Origin of the sequence: Kosakonia sp. MH5 (assembly GCF_009935945.1) — a bacterium.
GTDB classification, from domain to species: Bacteria; Pseudomonadota; Gammaproteobacteria; order Enterobacterales; family Enterobacteriaceae; genus Kosakonia; species Kosakonia radicincitans.
On the sequence record NZ_QODH01000001.1, the window covers coordinates 837,182 to 852,703 of the forward strand.

A 15,522-nucleotide genomic window follows, 5' to 3' on the forward strand; every position below is an offset into this window, starting at 1 on the left:
AACCAAACAGTCACATTACGGCAATTTTCGATGAAAAAGGTATTGACGCTGTAAGGCCCAATACGCATAATGCGCCCCGCAACGCCGATAAGGTAACGCGAAAAAAAGATGGCTACGTAGCTCAGCTGGTTAGAGCACAGCACTCATAATGCTGGGGTCACAGGTTCGATTCCCGTCGTAGCCACCATCTTTTTTTGCGGGAGTGGCGAAATTGGTAGACGCACCAGATTTAGGTTCTGGCGCCGCAAGGTGTGCGAGTTCAAGTCTCGCCTCCCGCACCATTCCCAACAGGTGTTGCACGGATGGGGTATCGCCAAGCGGTAAGGCACCGGTTTTTGATACCGGCATTCCCTGGTTCGAATCCAGGTACCCCAGCCATCTCTTCTTCGACTCCTGCGTGTAAACGCGTCAGTCGTTGGGGTATCGCCAAGCGGTAAGGCACCGGTTTTTGATACCGGCATTCCCTGGTTCGAATCCAGGTACCCCAGCCAGTCGATGACTGGGTAAGCAGTAAAATTTGGCTACGTAGCTCAGCTGGTTAGAGCACAGCACTCATAATGCTGGGGTCACAGGTTCGATTCCCGTCGTAGCCACCATATTTAAGGTGTAGTACTTTAGCGTATTAAACCTGAAAGATTTGTTGGGGTATCGCCAAGCGGTAAGGCAGTGGATTCTGATTCCACCATCCCGAGGTTCGAATCCTCGTACCCCAGCCATCTCAAAGACGTCTGCTTTTGCGGGCGCACATTTGGGGTATCGCCAAGCGGTAAGGCAGTGGATTCTGATTCCACCATTCCGAGGTTCGAATCCTCGTACCCCAGCCACTTAATGCAAAAAAGCTCGCTTCGGCGGGCTTTTTTGTTTTTTCATCCCCGGAATTGGTAGCGAGTATCCCGTCAAAATCAGTGGTAATTTAAACCATTACTCAGCAGGGATGACATCATGAACTACCAGACAACAGCCTTCCCACTCTACTCCCCACTCTACATTCTGTTAGGTGTATTTTGCCTGGCACTGGCTTTTTTCGGCCTCTCCGCACCCTTTTTGTATGGTCTGCTGATGGGTCTCGTGTTTCCGGTGCTGGTTTCGATGCGACTGCACACGCTCAGCCAACATGGCCAGGCCACGCTGCTCAGCGAAATATCTAACTGGAAAGTTTACATGCAAGGCATTCCGCTGGAAGAGCAACGCGCTTCGCTTAAAAACCCCTGTTTTCATACGCCAGAACGTCTTCAGCAATTCTACTGGCGGGGCTTTATTGCCCGGCTCATTTTGCAGTTAATGACCTTAGGACTGTTGATACAGCAGACGCGGGAAATTGAGTGGACGAGCTATGCAGGGATCGCAGCAGTAGCGGCATTTATACTTCTGCTGCTGCCGATCTACCATACACTGACAACAATGCGCGATATGCGCGCCGGTGCATGGGCATTGCAACATGTTGAAGCGGCTGACGGCTATCAGGCTTTTTTCCAGCAGAAAATGCGCGTGCGTACTGCGTTGGATGTACTGCTTTCGTTACGCTAATGCGAATCAAAGGCCGCGAACACTGGATACTCGCGGCACAAAGTTAACATCTATAGTCCTAAAGCATATTTCAGCGCCTGACGTTTCAGCACTCCGGCACGCTCCGCCGCCATCAGACCAATATTACGCAACAACCTGACCGGGCCAAGGTTGTTGCTGAACCCGGCATAGAACAGATCCATACCGCTTTGCATAATAAAGTTATCCGCCATTCGACGCGTCTGATAGCGTTTTAAAATCGCGTGACTGGCCCAGGCTTCGCCGTGCGTACGTGCCCCGGTAAGCACTTCCAGCAAGGCATCAACATCACGATAGCCCAGATTGACGCCCTGCCCGGCCAGCGGATGAATGGTATGTGCCGCATCGCCCACCAGCGCAAGGCCAGGGCGAACATATTGCAACGCATGACGGCGCGCCAGCGGGAATGCCGCCGCCGCAACCGGCTTCACGCGCCCCAGTCGCGGAGGAAAGTTGCGAACGATCTCCTGCTCCAACTGCGCCATAGTCAGCGTCTGTAACTGGCGAATACGCGCAGGCGTGTCATACCATACCAACGAGGCCCAGTTGCCAAACAGCGGTAAAAAGGCGTGCGGCCCATCGGGAGTAAAATGTTGCCAGGTGCTCTCGCCTGCCTCAGCTTCGCACTCAACGGTAATCAACATACAGGATTGCTGATACTGCCAGGCGTGAATGCCAATTCCGGCCGCCTGCCGAACGCGGGAGTTAGCGCCATCCGCGCCAACCACCAGCTTCGCCGTTAACGGCTCGCCCTCTTCGAAGGTCAGTTGGTGATGATCACCATCCGTATGTAATCCGCTGAGTGCCGCGGGCACACGTAACGTGACCTGCGGATGCGCCTCAAGCGCGTCCCACAGCGCACGTTGCAGGACATTGTTTTCAACCATATAACCGAGCAGCGGCAATTTCAGCTCGCGGGCGTCAAATATCACATGGGCGTTTTCCCACTCCCAGGTTTCCAGCTGGCGATACGGGTGGCAGCGCATCGCCTGCACACGTTCCCAGACACCCAACCCGCGCAGCAACGCCACCGATGCGGCGCTAATCGCCGAAATACGCACATCCGGCTGCGCCGTCGCATCAAACGCGGGCGGCGCATGCTGCTCAATTACCGTAACGGTAAATCCATGTTGCGCCAGCCCCAGCGCCAGCGCTCCGCCGACCATGCCACCGCCAACGACGGCGACTTCAGTGTGATGTGTCATGGCTAATTTTCCTTAAACGAGAATCCCTTAAGTTTACCGGATTTTTTCTCCCTTGCGTCTGACATCCGTCATACTGGTCAGCACGCGACCAAAGCATTACAATACGCGGCCTGCAATCCTGGCTTATACCCGTCATACTCGGTGTATATGAACTTAAGCAAGAGCAAGTCGATGACTAAAAAACTCCACATAAAAACCTGGGGCTGTCAGATGAACGAATACGATTCATCGAAGATGGCCGATCTGCTGGATGCCACACACGGCTATCAACTGACCGAAGTGGCGGAAGAGGCGGATGTGCTGCTGCTCAATACCTGCTCGATCCGCGAAAAGGCTCAGGAAAAAGTTTTCCATCAGCTGGGTCGCTGGAAGCTGCTGAAAGAGAAAAACCCCGATCTGATTATCGGTGTTGGCGGCTGCGTAGCTTCTCAGGAGGGCGATCACATTCGCCAGCGCGCCCACTACGTTGACATTATTTTCGGGCCGCAAACTCTGCATCGCCTGCCGGAGATGATCAACTCCGTGCGCGGCAACCGTAGCCCGGTCGTCGATATCAGCTTCCCGGAAATTGAAAAATTCGATCGTCTGCCGGAGCCGCGTGCCGAAGGTCCGACCGCCTTTGTCTCTATCATGGAAGGCTGCAACAAATACTGCACTTACTGCGTGGTGCCTTACACCCGTGGTGAAGAGGTGAGCCGCCCATCTGACGACATCCTGTTTGAAATCGCTCAACTGGCGGCGCAGGGCGTGCGTGAAGTGAACCTGCTCGGTCAGAACGTTAACGCCTGGCGCGGTGAGAACTTCGACGGTAGCGCCGGTACCTTTGCGGAACTGCTGCGTCTGGTCGCCGCGATCGACGGTATTGACCGCATCCGTTTCACCACCAGCCACCCGATTGAATTCACCGACGATATCATTGATGTCTACCGTGATACGCCAGAGCTGGTGAGCTTCCTGCATCTGCCGGTGCAGAGCGGCTCCGACCGTGTGCTGAACATGATGGGTCGTACGCACACTGCGCTGGAATATAAAGCAATTATTCGCAAGCTGCGTGAGGCGCGCCCGGATATCCAGATAAGCTCCGACTTTATCGTTGGCTTCCCTGGCGAAACCACCGACGATTTCGAAAAGACGATGAAGCTTATCGCCGATGTCAATTTCGACATGAGCTACAGCTTTATCTTCTCTGCACGTCCGGGGACACCGGCCGCCGATATGGTGGACGATGTACCGGAGGAGGAGAAAAAACAGCGCCTCTATATTCTGCAGGAGCGCATTAACCAGCAGGCGATGGCCTGGAGCCGGCGTATGCTCGGCACTACCCAGCGCATTCTGGTAGAGGGCACTTCACGCAAGAACATCATGGAACTGTCCGGTCGTACCGAAAATAACCGCGTGGTGAACTTTGAAGGCTCGCCAGAGATGATCGGCAAATTCGTCGATGTGGAAATCGTTGATGTCTATCCAAACTCCCTGCGCGGCGTACTGGTCCGTACCGAAGACGAAATGGGTCTGCGCGTCGTGGAATCCCCGGAATCGGTAATCGCCCGTACGCGTAAAGAGAACGACCTCGGCGTTGGCACGTACCAGCCGTAATGCCACTGGCCTGCCATTTCTGGCAGGCCTTGCTTTTCCCCTGCCTGCCCCAACATCATGCGCTAAGCTTGCGACTTCTTAATATGCCGTGAATAATTCCCTGATGGGCAGAGCCCGCGACACACTGAAAAGAGGAACAGTTTGAACATAGATACGCGTGAAATTACCCTTGAGCCAGCGGACAACACACGCCTGCTAAGTCTGTGCGGCCCGTTTGACGACAACATCAAACAACTGGAGCGGCGACTGGGCATAGAAATCAACCGTCGCGATAATCACTTCAAACTCACCGGACGCGAAATCTGCGTCAACGCTGCGGCCGACATTCTGCGCACGCTGTATGTCGATACTGCGCCAATGCGCGGCCAGACGCAGGACATCGAACCGGAACAAATTCATCTGGCGATCAAAGAAGCCCGCGTGCTGGAACAAAGCGCCGAGAGCGTGCCGGAATACGGCAAAGCTATCCATATCAAAACCAAGCGTGGTGTGATTAAACCGCGTACGCCAAACCAGGCGCAATACGTCGCCAATATTCTCGATCACGACATCACCTTCGGCGTAGGCCCGGCCGGTACGGGGAAAACCTACCTTGCGGTTGCGGCGGCGGTGGATGCGCTGGAGCGCCAGGAAGTGCGCCGTATTCTGCTGACGCGTCCGGCGGTTGAGGCAGGGGAAAAACTGGGCTTCCTGCCAGGCGATCTCAGCCAGAAAGTGGATCCATACCTGCGCCCGCTGTATGACGCGCTGTTTGAAATGATCGGTTTCGAACGCGTGGAGAAACTGATTGAGCGCAACGTCATTGAAGTCGCCCCGCTGGCCTACATGCGCGGGCGGACATTAAACGACGCCTTCATTATTCTTGATGAAAGCCAGAATACCACCATCGAGCAGATGAAGATGTTCCTGACGCGTATCGGCTTTAACTCGAAAGCGGTGATCACCGGCGACATTACGCAAATCGACCTGCCGCGCAATACCAAATCCGGTCTGCGTCATGCGATTGAAGTGCTGGCGAATGTCGATGAAATTAGCTTTAACTTCTTCCACAGCGAAGACGTGGTCCGCCATCCGGTTGTTGCCCGCATCGTTATCGCCTATGAGGCCTGGGAAGAAGCCGAACAGAAACGTAAAGCAGAACTGGCTGCCGAACGTAAGCGCGAAGCGCAGGAGCAGGAACAGAAATGAGTCAGGTGATCCTCGATTTACAGTTGGCGTGTGAAGATAACAGCGGCCTGCCGGAAGAAGCGCAGTTTCAGAAGTGGCTGGACGCGGTTATCCCGCAGTTTCAGGAAGAAGCGGAAGTCACCATTCGCCTGGTCGACAGCGCGGAAAGCCACGAACTGAATCTGACTTATCGCGGGAAAGATAAGCCGACCAATGTGCTGTCATTCCCTTTTGAAGCGCCGCCCGGCATCGAAATGCCGCTGCTCGGCGATCTGATTATCTGCCGCCAGGTGGTGGAACAGGAAGCGCAGGAGCAAGGTAAACCGCTGGATGCGCACTGGGCGCACATGGTTGTGCACGGTAGTTTACACCTGCTCGGTTACGACCATATTGCAGACGATGAAGCGGAAGAAATGGAAGGGATCGAGACAGAGATAATGCTTGCTCTGGGCTATGAGGATCCGTACATTTCCGAGAAAGAGTAACCGGAAAGCCTGCGCATCCACTCTTAACTGCCGTCCGGCGCTGAGTTTACGCGTGACGAGCGACAAATTAACCAACATGAGAACCCACACGACGCCATGAGCGACGATAACTCACACAGTAGCGACACAACCAACAGCAAGAAGGGATTCTTCTCCCTTTTACTGAGTCAGCTTTTCCACGGCGAACCAAAAAACCGTGACGAATTACTGGCTCTGATCCGAGACTCCGGGCAGAACGAGCTTATCGACAACGATACGCGCGACATGCTTGAAGGGGTGATGGATATCGCGGACCAGCGCGTGCGCGACATCATGATCCCCCGTTCACAAATGATCACCCTGAAACGCAACCAGACGCTGGACGAATGCCTCGATGTCATTATCGAGTCTGCCCACTCGCGCTTCCCGGTGATCAGCGAAGACAAAGATCATATCGAAGGGATTCTGATGGCCAAGGATTTGCTGCCTTTTATGCGCAGCGATGCCGAAGCCTTCAGCATGGAAAAGGTGTTACGCCCGGCAGTGGTGGTACCGGAAAGTAAGCGTGTGGATCGCATGCTGAAAGAGTTCCGTTCCCAGCGCTACCATATGGCTATCGTGATTGATGAGTTTGGTGGTGTTTCCGGTCTGGTGACGATTGAAGACATTCTGGAGCTGATCGTCGGCGAAATTGAAGATGAGTACGACGAAGAAGAGGATATCGACTTCCGCCAGCTCAGCCGTCATACCTGGACAGTGCGCGCACTAGCGCCGATTGAAGACTTCAACGAGACCTTTGGCACCCACTTCAGCGATGAAGAAGTGGACACCATCGGCGGGCTGGTGATGCAGGCGTTTGGTCATCTCCCGGCGCGCGGAGAAGCGATTGACATTGATGGTTACCAATTCAAAGTCGCTATGGCCGACAGCCGACGTATTATTCAGGTCCATGTCAGAATGCCGGATGATTCGCCGCAACCGAAACTGGATGAGTAATGTAAATGGTATTTGCCTCACTGTTTGAGCGCCAGCGCGTGCGTCTGCTGCTGGCGCTGTTATTCGGAGCCAGCGGAACGCTGGCTTTTTCTCCTTATGACTTCTGGCCTGCAGCTCTTATCTCTCTGATGGGCCTGCAAGGATTAACCCTCAATCGTCGACCGCTACAGTCCGCCTGGATTGGTTATTTCTGGGGGCTGGGGCTGTTTGGTAGCGGCGTGCACTGGGTTTACGTCAGTATTGCGCAGTTCGGCGGTATGCCTGGCCCGGTCAACGTTTTCCTGGTGGTTCTGCTGGCCGCCTATTTGTCGTTGTATACCGGTCTGTTCGCCGGGATTTTGTCACGCCTTTGGCCGCAAACCAGCTGGCTGCGCGTGGCTGTCGCCGCCCCCGTGGTATGGCAAATTACCGAATTTTTGCGCGGCTGGGTGCTGACCGGGTTCCCGTGGCTGCAGTTCGGCTACAGCCAGATCGACGGCCCGCTGAAAGGGCTGGCGCCACTGATGGGCGTCGAAGCCATCAACTTCCTGCTGATGGTAGTTAGCGGCTTACTGGTGCTGGCGCTGGTGAACAAAAGCTGGCATCCGTTAGTGATTGCGGTGCTGCTGTTCGCCCTGCCGTTCCCGCTACGCTATATCCAGTGGTATCAGTTGCTGCCACAGCGCACCACGCAGGTTTCGCTGGTACAGGGCAATATTCCCCAGGCGCTGAAGTGGGACGAAAAGCAGTTGTTCAACACGCTGAAAATCTACAGCGACGCCACTGAGCAGGTGATGGGGAAATCGCAACTGATCATCTGGCCGGAGTCCGCCATTCCGGATCTGGAAATTAATCAACAGCGCTTTTTAACCGCCATGGATGATCTGCTGCGGGCGCATGACAGTACGCTTATCACCGGTATTGTCGATGCGCGGCTGAATCAACAAAACCGTTACGATACCTACAACACCATTATCACGCTGGGTAAAGACAGCGCCTACAGCTACAGTTCATCCGATCGCTATAACAAGAACCATCTGGTACCGTTTGGCGAATTCGTACCGCTGGAGTCGATTCTGCGCCCGCTGGCGCCGTTCTTCGATCTGCCGATGTCCTCATTCAGCCGCGGATCGTATGTACAACCGCCGCTGACGGCGCACGGTCTGAAGCTGACGGCAGCTATCTGCTACGAGATCATTCTTGGCGAGCAGGTGCGTGATAACTTCCGCCCGGATACCGATTTCCTGCTGACCATCTCTAACGATGCGTGGTTCGGCAAGTCTATCGGCCCGTGGCAGCACTTCCAGATGGCGCGTATGCGCGCGCTGGAGTTGGCGCGTCCTCTGCTGCGCAGTACCAACAATGGCATCACCGCAGTGATCGGCCCACAGGGCGAGATTCAGGCGATGATCCCGCAGTTTACCCGCGAGGTGCTCACCACCAGCGTCACGCCGACATCCGGTTTGACACCATACGCACGCGCAGGTAACTGGCCGGTGTGGATCCTCTCCGCCCTCTTCGGCTTTGCCGCCGTGATCATGAGCCTGCGCCAGCGCCGCCGTTAATCTGCTCTTTTAAGCGCCGAAAGGCGCTTCGCTTATCCGGCCGACAATTCACACACCGTAGGCCGGATAAGGCATAGCCGCCATCCGGCAACGCTTCCTAAAGGCCCCCCATCTTCGCAGTCATCCAGTCGTTTCTGGCATGCCATTTGCTTATACATATCAGGCAGCTATGAAATCCGCTTATGTGCAACAGAGTCGCACCGGCAGGGAACATTAGCGGCACCAGTTTGGTGCAATGGAAGATTTTTGCCTTTAAACGGTGCGGCGCGCCTCGCAAAAATAAACAATACCGCAGCAAAATCTTTACATTAAGCCAGACTAAATGTAACAAACACACACGACACTGCACGAAAATGTCGCAGTCTATAAAAAACACAACATACACAACGGGTATCAATGCGTCTCTGGCGCTGACGATAAAGGAGTCTGGATATGCAATTACGTAAACTGGCCGCCGCGATGCTGGTGATGGGAATGTCCGCCGGTCTGGTTCATGCTGAAGATGCAAAACCTGCCGATGCGGCTGCTCAGCAGCAAACGACGCTGGATAAAATTGCCAAAAACGGCGTTATCGTCGTGGGTCACCGTGAATCTTCCGTACCGTTCTCCTATTACGACAACGAACAGAAAGTGGTCGGCTACTCGCAGGATTACTCCAACGCTATCGTTGAAGCGGTGAAGAAAAAACTGAATAAGCCTGATCTGGCCGTTAAGCTGATCCCTATTACTTCGCAGAACCGTATTCCGCTGCTGCAAAACGGTACTTTCGACTTTGAGTGCGGTTCCACCACCAACAACCTTGAACGTCAAAAACAAGCGGCCTTCTCCGACACCATTTTCGTTGTCGGTACGCGTCTGCTGACCAAAAAAGGCGGCCCGATCAAAGATTTCGCAGACCTGAAAGGCAAAGCGGTTGTCGTGACCTCGGGTACCACGTCCGAAATTCTGCTCAACAAACTGAATGATGAGAAGAAAATGGATATGCGCATCATCAGCGCGAAAGACCATGGCGACTCCTTCCGTACGCTGGAAAGCGGCCGTGCTGTGGCCTTTATGATGGATGATGCTCTGCTGGCGGGTGAACGTGCGAAAGCGAAGAAACCCGACAACTGGGAAATCGTTGGTACGCCGCAGTCCCACGAAGCGTACGGCTGCATGCTGCGTAAAAACGATCCAGAGTTTAAAAAGCTGATGGATGACACCATTGCTCAGTTGCAAACCTCCGGCGCGGCAGAGAAGTCCTACGAGAAATGGTTTAAAAGCCCGATTCCGCCAAAAAATATGAACATGAACTTTACGCTGTCTGATGACATGAAAGCGCTGTTCAAAGCACCGAATGATAAAGCTCTTAACTAATTAAAACCATTAGGGGCGGGTTTACCTGCCCTCTCGATTGTCGAAGTAGCACGGACAGACTATACGTTGAATGGTCGTTCCCCACTCAACGCGAAAACTCGCTCTTCATACAATCTTCGAGGGTAGCGCTGCTACCCTTTTTTTTCCGGAGTAGATTTATGTCCATAGACTGGAACTGGGGAATATTCCTGCAACAAGCCCCGTTCGGCAACACAACCTACCTTGGCTGGCTATGGAGTGGTTTTCAGGTCACTATCGCGCTTTCCATCGCGGCCTGGATTATCGCTTTTCTTGTCGGTTCACTGTTTGGCATCCTGCGAACAGTCCCTAACCGTTTCCTGTCCGGCATTGGCACCTGCTATGTCGAACTGTTCCGTAACGTTCCGCTGATCGTGCAGTTCTTTGCATGGTATCTGGTGGTACCGGAACTGCTGCCGGAAAATATCGGCATGTGGTTCAAACAGGAGCTCGATCCGAACATCCAATTTTTCATCTCTTCAATGGTTTGTCTGGGGCTGTTCACCGCCGCTCGCGTATGCGAACAGGTACGGGCGGCGATCCAGTCGCTGCCGCGCGGTCAAAAGAACGCCGGGCTGGCAATGGGGCTGACGCTGCCGCAAACCTATCGTTATGTGCTGCTGCCGAATGCGTATCGCGTGATTGTGCCGCCAATGACCTCCGAAATGATGAACCTGGTGAAAAACTCCGCTATCGCCTCCACCATCGGTCTGGTCGATATGGCGGCGCAGGCAGGGAAACTGCTGGATTACTCCGCGCACGCGTGGGAATCCTTTACTGCTATCACCGTAGCCTATGTCCTGATTAACGCGGTCATTATGCTGGTGATGACGCTGGTAGAACGCAAAATTCGCCTGCCGGGCAATATGGGAGGCAAATAAACATGTACGATTTTGACTGGAGTTCAATTGTTCCTTCTCTGCCCTATCTGCTCAACGGGCTGGCGATTACGCTGAAAATCACCGTGACCGCCATTGTGATCGGGATTGTCTGGGGCACCCTGCTGGCAGTAATGCGTTTGTCGACGTTTGCGCCGCTGCGCTGGTTCGCCAAAAGCTACGTGAACGTCTTCCGCTCTATCCCGCTGGTGATGGTGCTGCTGTGGTTCTACCTGATTGTGCCGGGTTTCCTGCAAAACGTGCTGGGCCTGTCGCCGCAAACCGATATCCGTTTGATTTCGGCAATGGTGGCGTTCTCAATGTTCGAAGCGGCTTACTATTCGGAAATTATCCGCGCAGGTATTCAGAGTATCTCGCGTGGGCAATCCAGCGCAGCGCTGGCGTTGGGTATGACGCACTGGCAGTCAATGCAGTTAATCATCCTGCCGCAGGCGTTTCGCGCCATGGTTCCGTTGCTGTTAACGCAAGGGATCGTACTGTTCCAGGACACCTCTTTGGTGTATGTCCTGAGCCTCGCGGACTTCTTCCGTACGGCATCCACCATTGGCGAGCGTGATGGTACGCAGGTCGAAATGATCCTGTTTGCCGGCGCCGTGTATTTTGTTATCAGTCTCAGTGCTTCGCTGTTGGTCAGCTGGCTGAAGAAAAGGACCGTCTAATGATTTCCCTGAAAAATGTTTCTAAATGGTATGGTCACTTTCAGGTGTTGACCGACTGCTCCACCGAAGTGAAAAAAGGCGAAGTAGTGGTAGTGTGCGGCCCGTCGGGTTCCGGTAAATCCACGCTGATTAAAACCGTTAACGGCCTGGAGCCGGTGCAGAAAGGCGAAATCATCGTCAACGGCACCCAGGTGAACGACAAGAAAACCGATCTGGCAAAACTGCGCTCGCATGTTGGTATGGTATTCCAGCATTTTGAACTCTTCCCGCATCTGTCGATTATCGACAACTTGACGCTGGCGCAGGTCAAAGTGCTGAAGCGTGACAAAGCCGCCTCACGGGAAAAAGGCTTAAAACTGCTTGAGCGTGTCGGACTGTCAGCACACGCCAACAAATTCCCGGCACAGCTCTCCGGTGGTCAGCAGCAGCGTGTGGCAATCGCCCGAGCCCTGTGTATGGATCCGGTGGCGATGCTGTTTGACGAACCGACGTCAGCGCTCGATCCGGAGATGATCAACGAAGTGCTGGATGTGATGGTCGAATTGGCAAACGAAGGGATGACGATGATGGTGGTGACCCACGAAATGGGCTTTGCCCGAAAAGTGGCAAACCGCGTGATCTTTATGGATGAAGGGAAAATCGTTGAGGATTCAGAGAAAGACGCTTTCTTCAATAATCCAAAATCCGAACGGGCAAAAGATTTCCTCGCCAAAATCCTGCACTAACAAATTAACGCCTGCCAGTATCGGCAGGCGTTTTTGCCTTAAGGTTCAAAGGGGCGTCGCTGGAACTGATCGTGCCCGCATTTAGGGCACAGCGGCAACACATCCGGGGTATATACTGCCAGGTGGAAGTGGCACTTCTCGCATACCAGATTCCCCAGCCCCACCACTTCGCCACTGTGGTAGACACCGTGATGATTGAGATCCTGGAATACTTCGCGCCATTCAAGCTGCGTTTTATCGGTGATATCCGCCAGTTCCTGCCAGATACTCTCTTTAATTACCCGCATAAAGACGCTGTCCGTCACCTCTTCCTGACTTTCGTTATAGCTGCGGGCAAACTCTTCGAGATCGCGGCGGATAGCCCGCATCAGCTCGTCGATCTCGGTGCGAGTTAACTCACCGGTCTGTGAGACGCGCTGGCGCGCCTGATCAACTAATGCGTCAATATCGCGCTCTCCATTGCGCAAACGTTCGGTTAACGTCGCTACCAATTCACGGTAAAAATGAGCAACCTTGTTCATCGTTTCGCCTCCCGGTTCAGTAACTCTCTCTAATGGTAGACGTTATTTACCGTACGCAGTGCCGACTGCGCCGCACTGTTGGCAAAAAGTTAACGGCAAAAGCGCCGGGCTATTTCGTTCGCGGCTCGCGGAAAGGCTGTTTTGAGGCTGACGTTTGGGCTATGCTATGCCGATCTGAAAAACCACGTAACAACGCTACATTTGTAGCTGTAGCAAAAACAGGACTACTGGCTGCCATGCAAGAGCAATACCGCCCGGAAGAGATAGAATCCAAAGTACAGCGTCACTGGGAAGAGAAACGCACATTCGAAGTCACTGAAGACGAGAGCAAAGAGAAATACTATTGCCTGTCGATGCTCCCCTATCCTTCTGGCCGACTACACATGGGCCACGTCCGTAACTACACCATCGGCGATGTGGTTTCTCGCTACCAGCGCATGCTGGGTAAAAACGTATTGCAGCCAATTGGCTGGGATGCGTTCGGTCTGCCTGCGGAAGGCGCGGCGGTGAAAAACAACACGGCGCCGGCACCGTGGACTTACGACAACATCGCCTATATGAAAAACCAGCTCAAAATGCTGGGCTTCGGCTACGACTGGAGCCGCGAGCTGGCGACCTGCACCCCGGAATATTACCGCTGGGAACAGAAGTTCTTCACCGAACTGTACAAAAAAGGTCTCGTTTACAAGAAAACCTCTGCGGTGAACTGGTGCCCGAACGACCAGACCGTACTGGCGAACGAACAGGTTATCGACGGCTGCTGCTGGCGCTGCGATACCAAAGTTGAGCGTAAAGAGATCCCGCAGTGGTTTATCAAAATCACCGCCTACGCCGACGAACTGCTGAACGACCTGGATAATCTGGATCACTGGCCGGATACCGTGAAAACCATGCAGCGTAACTGGATTGGCCGTTCCGAAGGCGTGGAAATCACCTTTGACGTTCAGGACAGCGACCAGAAGCTGACGGTCTATACGACCCGTCCGGATACCTTTATGGGCGCGACCTATCTGGCCGTTGCCGCAGGTCACCCGCTGGCGCAAAAAGCCGCAGCCAGTAACGCAGAGCTGGCCGCTTTCATCGACGAATGCCGCAATACCAAAGTGGCGGAAGCCGATATGGCGACGATGGAGAAAAAAGGCGTTGCTACCGGCTTTAAAGCGGTTCATCCGCTGACCGGCGAAGCGATCCCGGTCTGGGCGGCAAACTTCGTACTGATGGAGTACGGCACCGGTGCGGTCATGGCCGTTCCGGGTCACGATCAGCGCGACTATGAATTTGCCACCAAATACAACCTGCCGATCAAGGCGGTTATTCTGGCGGCGGACGGTTCAGAGCCGGATCTGTCTGAGCAGGCGCTGACTGAAAAAGGCACGCTGTTCAACTCTGGCGAGTTCAGCGGTCTGAGCTTTGAAGAAGGCTTCAACGCGATTGCCGACAAGCTGGCAGCCAAAGGCGTGGGCGAGCGTAAAGTGAACTTCCGTCTGCGCGACTGGGGCGTTTCCCGTCAGCGTTACTGGGGTGCGCCGATTCCGATGGTCACTCTCGAAGACGGTACAGTCATTCCGACTCCGGAAGATCAACTGCCGGTGATTCTACCGGAAGATGTGGTCATGGATGGCATCACCAGCCCAATCAAGGCCGACCCGGAATGGGCGAAAACGACCGTTAACGGCCAGCCAGCGCTGCGTGAAACCGACACCTTCGATACCTTTATGGAGTCTTCCTGGTACTACGCGCGTTATACCTGTCCGCAGTACAGCGAAGGCATGCTCGACCCGAATGCGGCGAACTACTGGCTGCCGGTTGATATTTACATTGGCGGTATCGAACACGCCATCATGCATCTGCTCTACTTCCGCTTCTTCCATAAGCTGATGCGCGATGCGGGCATGGTGAACTCTGACGAACCGGCTAAACAGCTGCTGTGTCAGGGCATGGTGCTGGCGGATGCATTCTATTACGTTGGCGTAAACGGCGAGCGTAACTGGGTCTCCCCGAAAGACGCGAACGTTGAGCGCGACGACAAAGGCCGTATCGTGAAAGCGAAAGATTCGGCGGGTCATGAGCTGGTTTACACCGGCATGAGCAAAATGTCCAAGTCGAAAAATAACGGTATCGACCCGCAGGAAATGGTTGAACGCTACGGCGCGGACACCGTTCGTCTGTTCATGATGTTCGCTTCCCCGGCTGATATGACGCTGGAGTGGCAGGAATCCGGCGTGGAAGGGGCGAACCGCTTCCTGAAACGCGTATGGAAACTGGTTTACGAGCACACCAGCAAAGGCGCGGTTGCCGCACTGGATCTGGCCGCGCTGAACGACGAGCAGCAGGCGTTGCGCCGCGATGTTCATAAAACCATTGCTAAAGTTTCCGATGATATCGGCCGTCGTCAGACCTTCAACACTGCTATCGCAGCGATTATGGAGCTGATGAACAAACTGGCGAAGGCGCCTCAGGAAAACGATCAGGATCGCGCGCTGTTGCAGGAAGCTCTGCTGGCCGTAGTTCGTATGCTGAACCCGTTCACGCCGCACGCCAGCTTTACGCTGTGGCAGGAGCTGGGCGGCGAAGGCGATATTGATAATGCACCGTGGCCGGTAGCGGACGAAAAAGCAATGGTGGAAGACACCACGCTGGTTGTCGTCCAGGTAAACGGCAAAGTGCGTGGTAAAATTACCGTTGCCGTGGACGCCACCGAAGAACAGGTGCGTGAACGCGCTGGCCAGGAACATCTGGTGGCGAAGTATCTTGATGGCGTTACCGTGCGTAAAGTGATTTACGTACCGGGTAAACTGCTCAATCTGGTCGTTGGCTAAGCGCGGGA

General features: G+C 54.3%; 13 protein-coding genes and 7 tRNA genes. 18 read left to right on the top strand and 2 right to left on the bottom strand.

Features of this window, described 5'->3' with window-relative positions:
• Window positions 1-110: 110 nt before the first annotated feature.
• The 8 genes from DK872_RS03945 (at window position 111) to DK872_RS03980 (ending at window position 1,527) form a co-directional block, all read left to right on the top strand.
• Window positions 111-187 (top strand) — tRNA-Met (locus DK872_RS03945).
• A 9-nt stretch (window positions 188-196) separates the two neighbouring features.
• Window positions 197-281: transfer RNA gene (locus DK872_RS03950), tRNA-Leu, on the top strand.
• Window positions 282-303: 22 nt separating this feature from the next.
• Window positions 304-378 (top strand) — tRNA-Gln (locus DK872_RS03955).
• Between the two features lie 38 nt (window positions 379-416).
• Window positions 417-491 (top strand) — tRNA-Gln (locus DK872_RS03960).
• Window positions 492-519: 28 nt separating this feature from the next.
• Window positions 520-596 (top strand) — tRNA-Met (locus tag DK872_RS03965).
• Between the two features lie 45 nt (window positions 597-641).
• Window positions 642-716, top strand: a tRNA-Gln gene (locus tag DK872_RS03970).
• 33 nt (window positions 717-749) lie between these two features.
• Window positions 750-824 (top strand) — tRNA-Gln (locus tag DK872_RS03975).
• A 118-nt stretch (window positions 825-942) separates the two neighbouring features.
• Window positions 943-1,527: a hypothetical protein gene (locus tag DK872_RS03980; protein ID WP_007373870.1), complete on the top strand. Its 585-nt coding sequence runs from the start codon at window positions 943-945 to the stop codon at window positions 1,525-1,527.
• Window positions 1,528-1,577: 50 nt separating this feature from the next.
• Here DK872_RS03980 and ubiF read toward each other — a convergent pair whose 3' ends face one another.
• Window positions 1,578-2,750 carry a 3-demethoxyubiquinol 3-hydroxylase gene (ubiF, locus tag DK872_RS03985; protein WP_161518045.1) on the bottom strand — a complete coding sequence of 391 codons (1,173 nt, stop codon included), beginning with the start codon at window positions 2,748-2,750 and terminating at the stop codon, window positions 1,578-1,580.
• Between the two features lie 171 nt (window positions 2,751-2,921).
• Here ubiF and miaB point away from each other — a divergent pair, with 171 nt between their 5' ends.
• From miaB to DK872_RS04030, 9 genes are all read left to right on the top strand, one after another.
• Window positions 2,922-4,346, top strand: a complete 1,425-nt coding sequence (miaB, locus tag DK872_RS03990; RefSeq protein WP_043954278.1) for a tRNA (N6-isopentenyl adenosine(37)-C2)-methylthiotransferase MiaB — start codon at window positions 2,922-2,924, stop codon at window positions 4,344-4,346.
• A 141-nt stretch (window positions 4,347-4,487) separates the two neighbouring features.
• Entirely contained in the window at window positions 4,488-5,534 is a 1,047-nt protein-coding gene (locus DK872_RS03995; RefSeq protein ID WP_007373867.1) for a PhoH family protein, read from the top strand.
• Entirely contained in the window at window positions 5,531-5,998 is a 468-nt protein-coding gene (ybeY, locus tag DK872_RS04000; protein ID WP_007373866.1) for an rRNA maturation RNase YbeY, read from the top strand. The genes DK872_RS03995 and ybeY overlap by 4 nt, the downstream gene beginning before the upstream one ends.
• 96 nt (window positions 5,999-6,094) lie before the next feature.
• Complete coding sequence (gene corC / locus DK872_RS04005; RefSeq protein WP_007373865.1) at window positions 6,095-6,973, top strand: CNNM family magnesium/cobalt transport protein CorC; 879 nt, start codon at window positions 6,095-6,097, stop codon at window positions 6,971-6,973.
• 5 nt (window positions 6,974-6,978) lie between these two features.
• Window positions 6,979-8,517 (top strand): apolipoprotein N-acyltransferase, encoded by a 1,539-nt coding sequence (gene lnt, locus DK872_RS04010; RefSeq protein WP_107146316.1) that lies wholly within the window; start codon window positions 6,979-6,981, stop codon window positions 8,515-8,517.
• Between the two features lie 432 nt (window positions 8,518-8,949).
• A complete protein-coding gene (locus DK872_RS04015) occupies window positions 8,950-9,873 on the top strand; it encodes an amino acid ABC transporter substrate-binding protein (RefSeq protein ID WP_007373863.1) in 924 nt (307 codons plus the stop codon).
• 158 nt (window positions 9,874-10,031) lie between these two features.
• Window positions 10,032-10,772, top strand: coding sequence for an amino acid ABC transporter permease (locus DK872_RS04020; protein ID WP_007373862.1), 741 nt, complete (start codon window positions 10,032-10,034; stop codon window positions 10,770-10,772).
• A gap of 2 nt (window positions 10,773-10,774) precedes the next feature.
• Window positions 10,775-11,449 carry a glutamate/aspartate ABC transporter permease GltK gene (gltK, locus tag DK872_RS04025; protein ID WP_007373861.1) on the top strand — a complete coding sequence of 225 codons (675 nt, stop codon included), beginning with the start codon at window positions 10,775-10,777 and terminating at the stop codon, window positions 11,447-11,449.
• A complete protein-coding gene (locus tag DK872_RS04030; RefSeq protein ID WP_090397280.1) occupies window positions 11,449-12,174 on the top strand; it encodes an amino acid ABC transporter ATP-binding protein in 726 nt (241 codons plus the stop codon). The genes gltK and DK872_RS04030 overlap by 1 nt, the downstream gene beginning before the upstream one ends.
• Window positions 12,175-12,212: 38 nt before the next feature.
• Here DK872_RS04030 and DK872_RS04035 read toward each other — a convergent pair whose 3' ends face one another.
• Entirely contained in the window at window positions 12,213-12,695 is a 483-nt protein-coding gene (locus DK872_RS04035; protein ID WP_007373859.1) for a zinc ribbon-containing protein, read from the bottom strand.
• 236 nt (window positions 12,696-12,931) lie between these two features.
• On the opposite strand from DK872_RS04035, the gene leuS reads away from it, so the two are divergent.
• Window positions 12,932-15,514 (top strand): leucine--tRNA ligase, encoded by a 2,583-nt coding sequence (gene leuS, locus DK872_RS04040; RefSeq protein ID WP_007373858.1) that lies wholly within the window; start codon window positions 12,932-12,934, stop codon window positions 15,512-15,514.
• Window positions 15,515-15,522: the final 8 nt, after the last annotated feature.

What these genes read in the sequence shown, in the direction of transcription:
- DK872_RS04015 (WP_007373863.1), top strand. Translation starts at nt 8,950, where the DNA reads ATGCAATTACGTAAACTGGCCGCCGCGATGCTGGTGATGGGAATGTCC.
- DK872_RS04020 (WP_007373862.1), top strand. Translation starts at nt 10,032, where the DNA reads ATGTCCATAGACTGGAACTGGGGAATATTCCTGCAACAAGCCCCGTTC.
- ubiF (WP_161518045.1), bottom strand. Translation starts at nt 2,750, where the DNA reads ATGACACATCACACTGAAGTCGCCGTCGTTGGCGGTGGCATGGTCGGC.
- ybeY (WP_007373866.1), top strand. Translation starts at nt 5,531, where the DNA reads ATGAGTCAGGTGATCCTCGATTTACAGTTGGCGTGTGAAGATAACAGC.
- miaB (WP_043954278.1), top strand. Translation starts at nt 2,922, where the DNA reads ATGACTAAAAAACTCCACATAAAAACCTGGGGCTGTCAGATGAACGAA.
- gltK (WP_007373861.1), top strand. Translation starts at nt 10,775, where the DNA reads ATGTACGATTTTGACTGGAGTTCAATTGTTCCTTCTCTGCCCTATCTG.
- lnt (WP_107146316.1), top strand. Translation starts at nt 6,979, where the DNA reads ATGGTATTTGCCTCACTGTTTGAGCGCCAGCGCGTGCGTCTGCTGCTG.
- DK872_RS04035 (WP_007373859.1), bottom strand. Translation starts at nt 12,695, where the DNA reads ATGAACAAGGTTGCTCATTTTTACCGTGAATTGGTAGCGACGTTAACC.
- DK872_RS04030 (WP_090397280.1), top strand. Translation starts at nt 11,449, where the DNA reads ATGATTTCCCTGAAAAATGTTTCTAAATGGTATGGTCACTTTCAGGTG.
- leuS (WP_007373858.1), top strand. Translation starts at nt 12,932, where the DNA reads ATGCAAGAGCAATACCGCCCGGAAGAGATAGAATCCAAAGTACAGCGT.
- corC (WP_007373865.1), top strand. Translation starts at nt 6,095, where the DNA reads ATGAGCGACGATAACTCACACAGTAGCGACACAACCAACAGCAAGAAG.
- DK872_RS03980 (WP_007373870.1), top strand. Translation starts at nt 943, where the DNA reads ATGAACTACCAGACAACAGCCTTCCCACTCTACTCCCCACTCTACATT.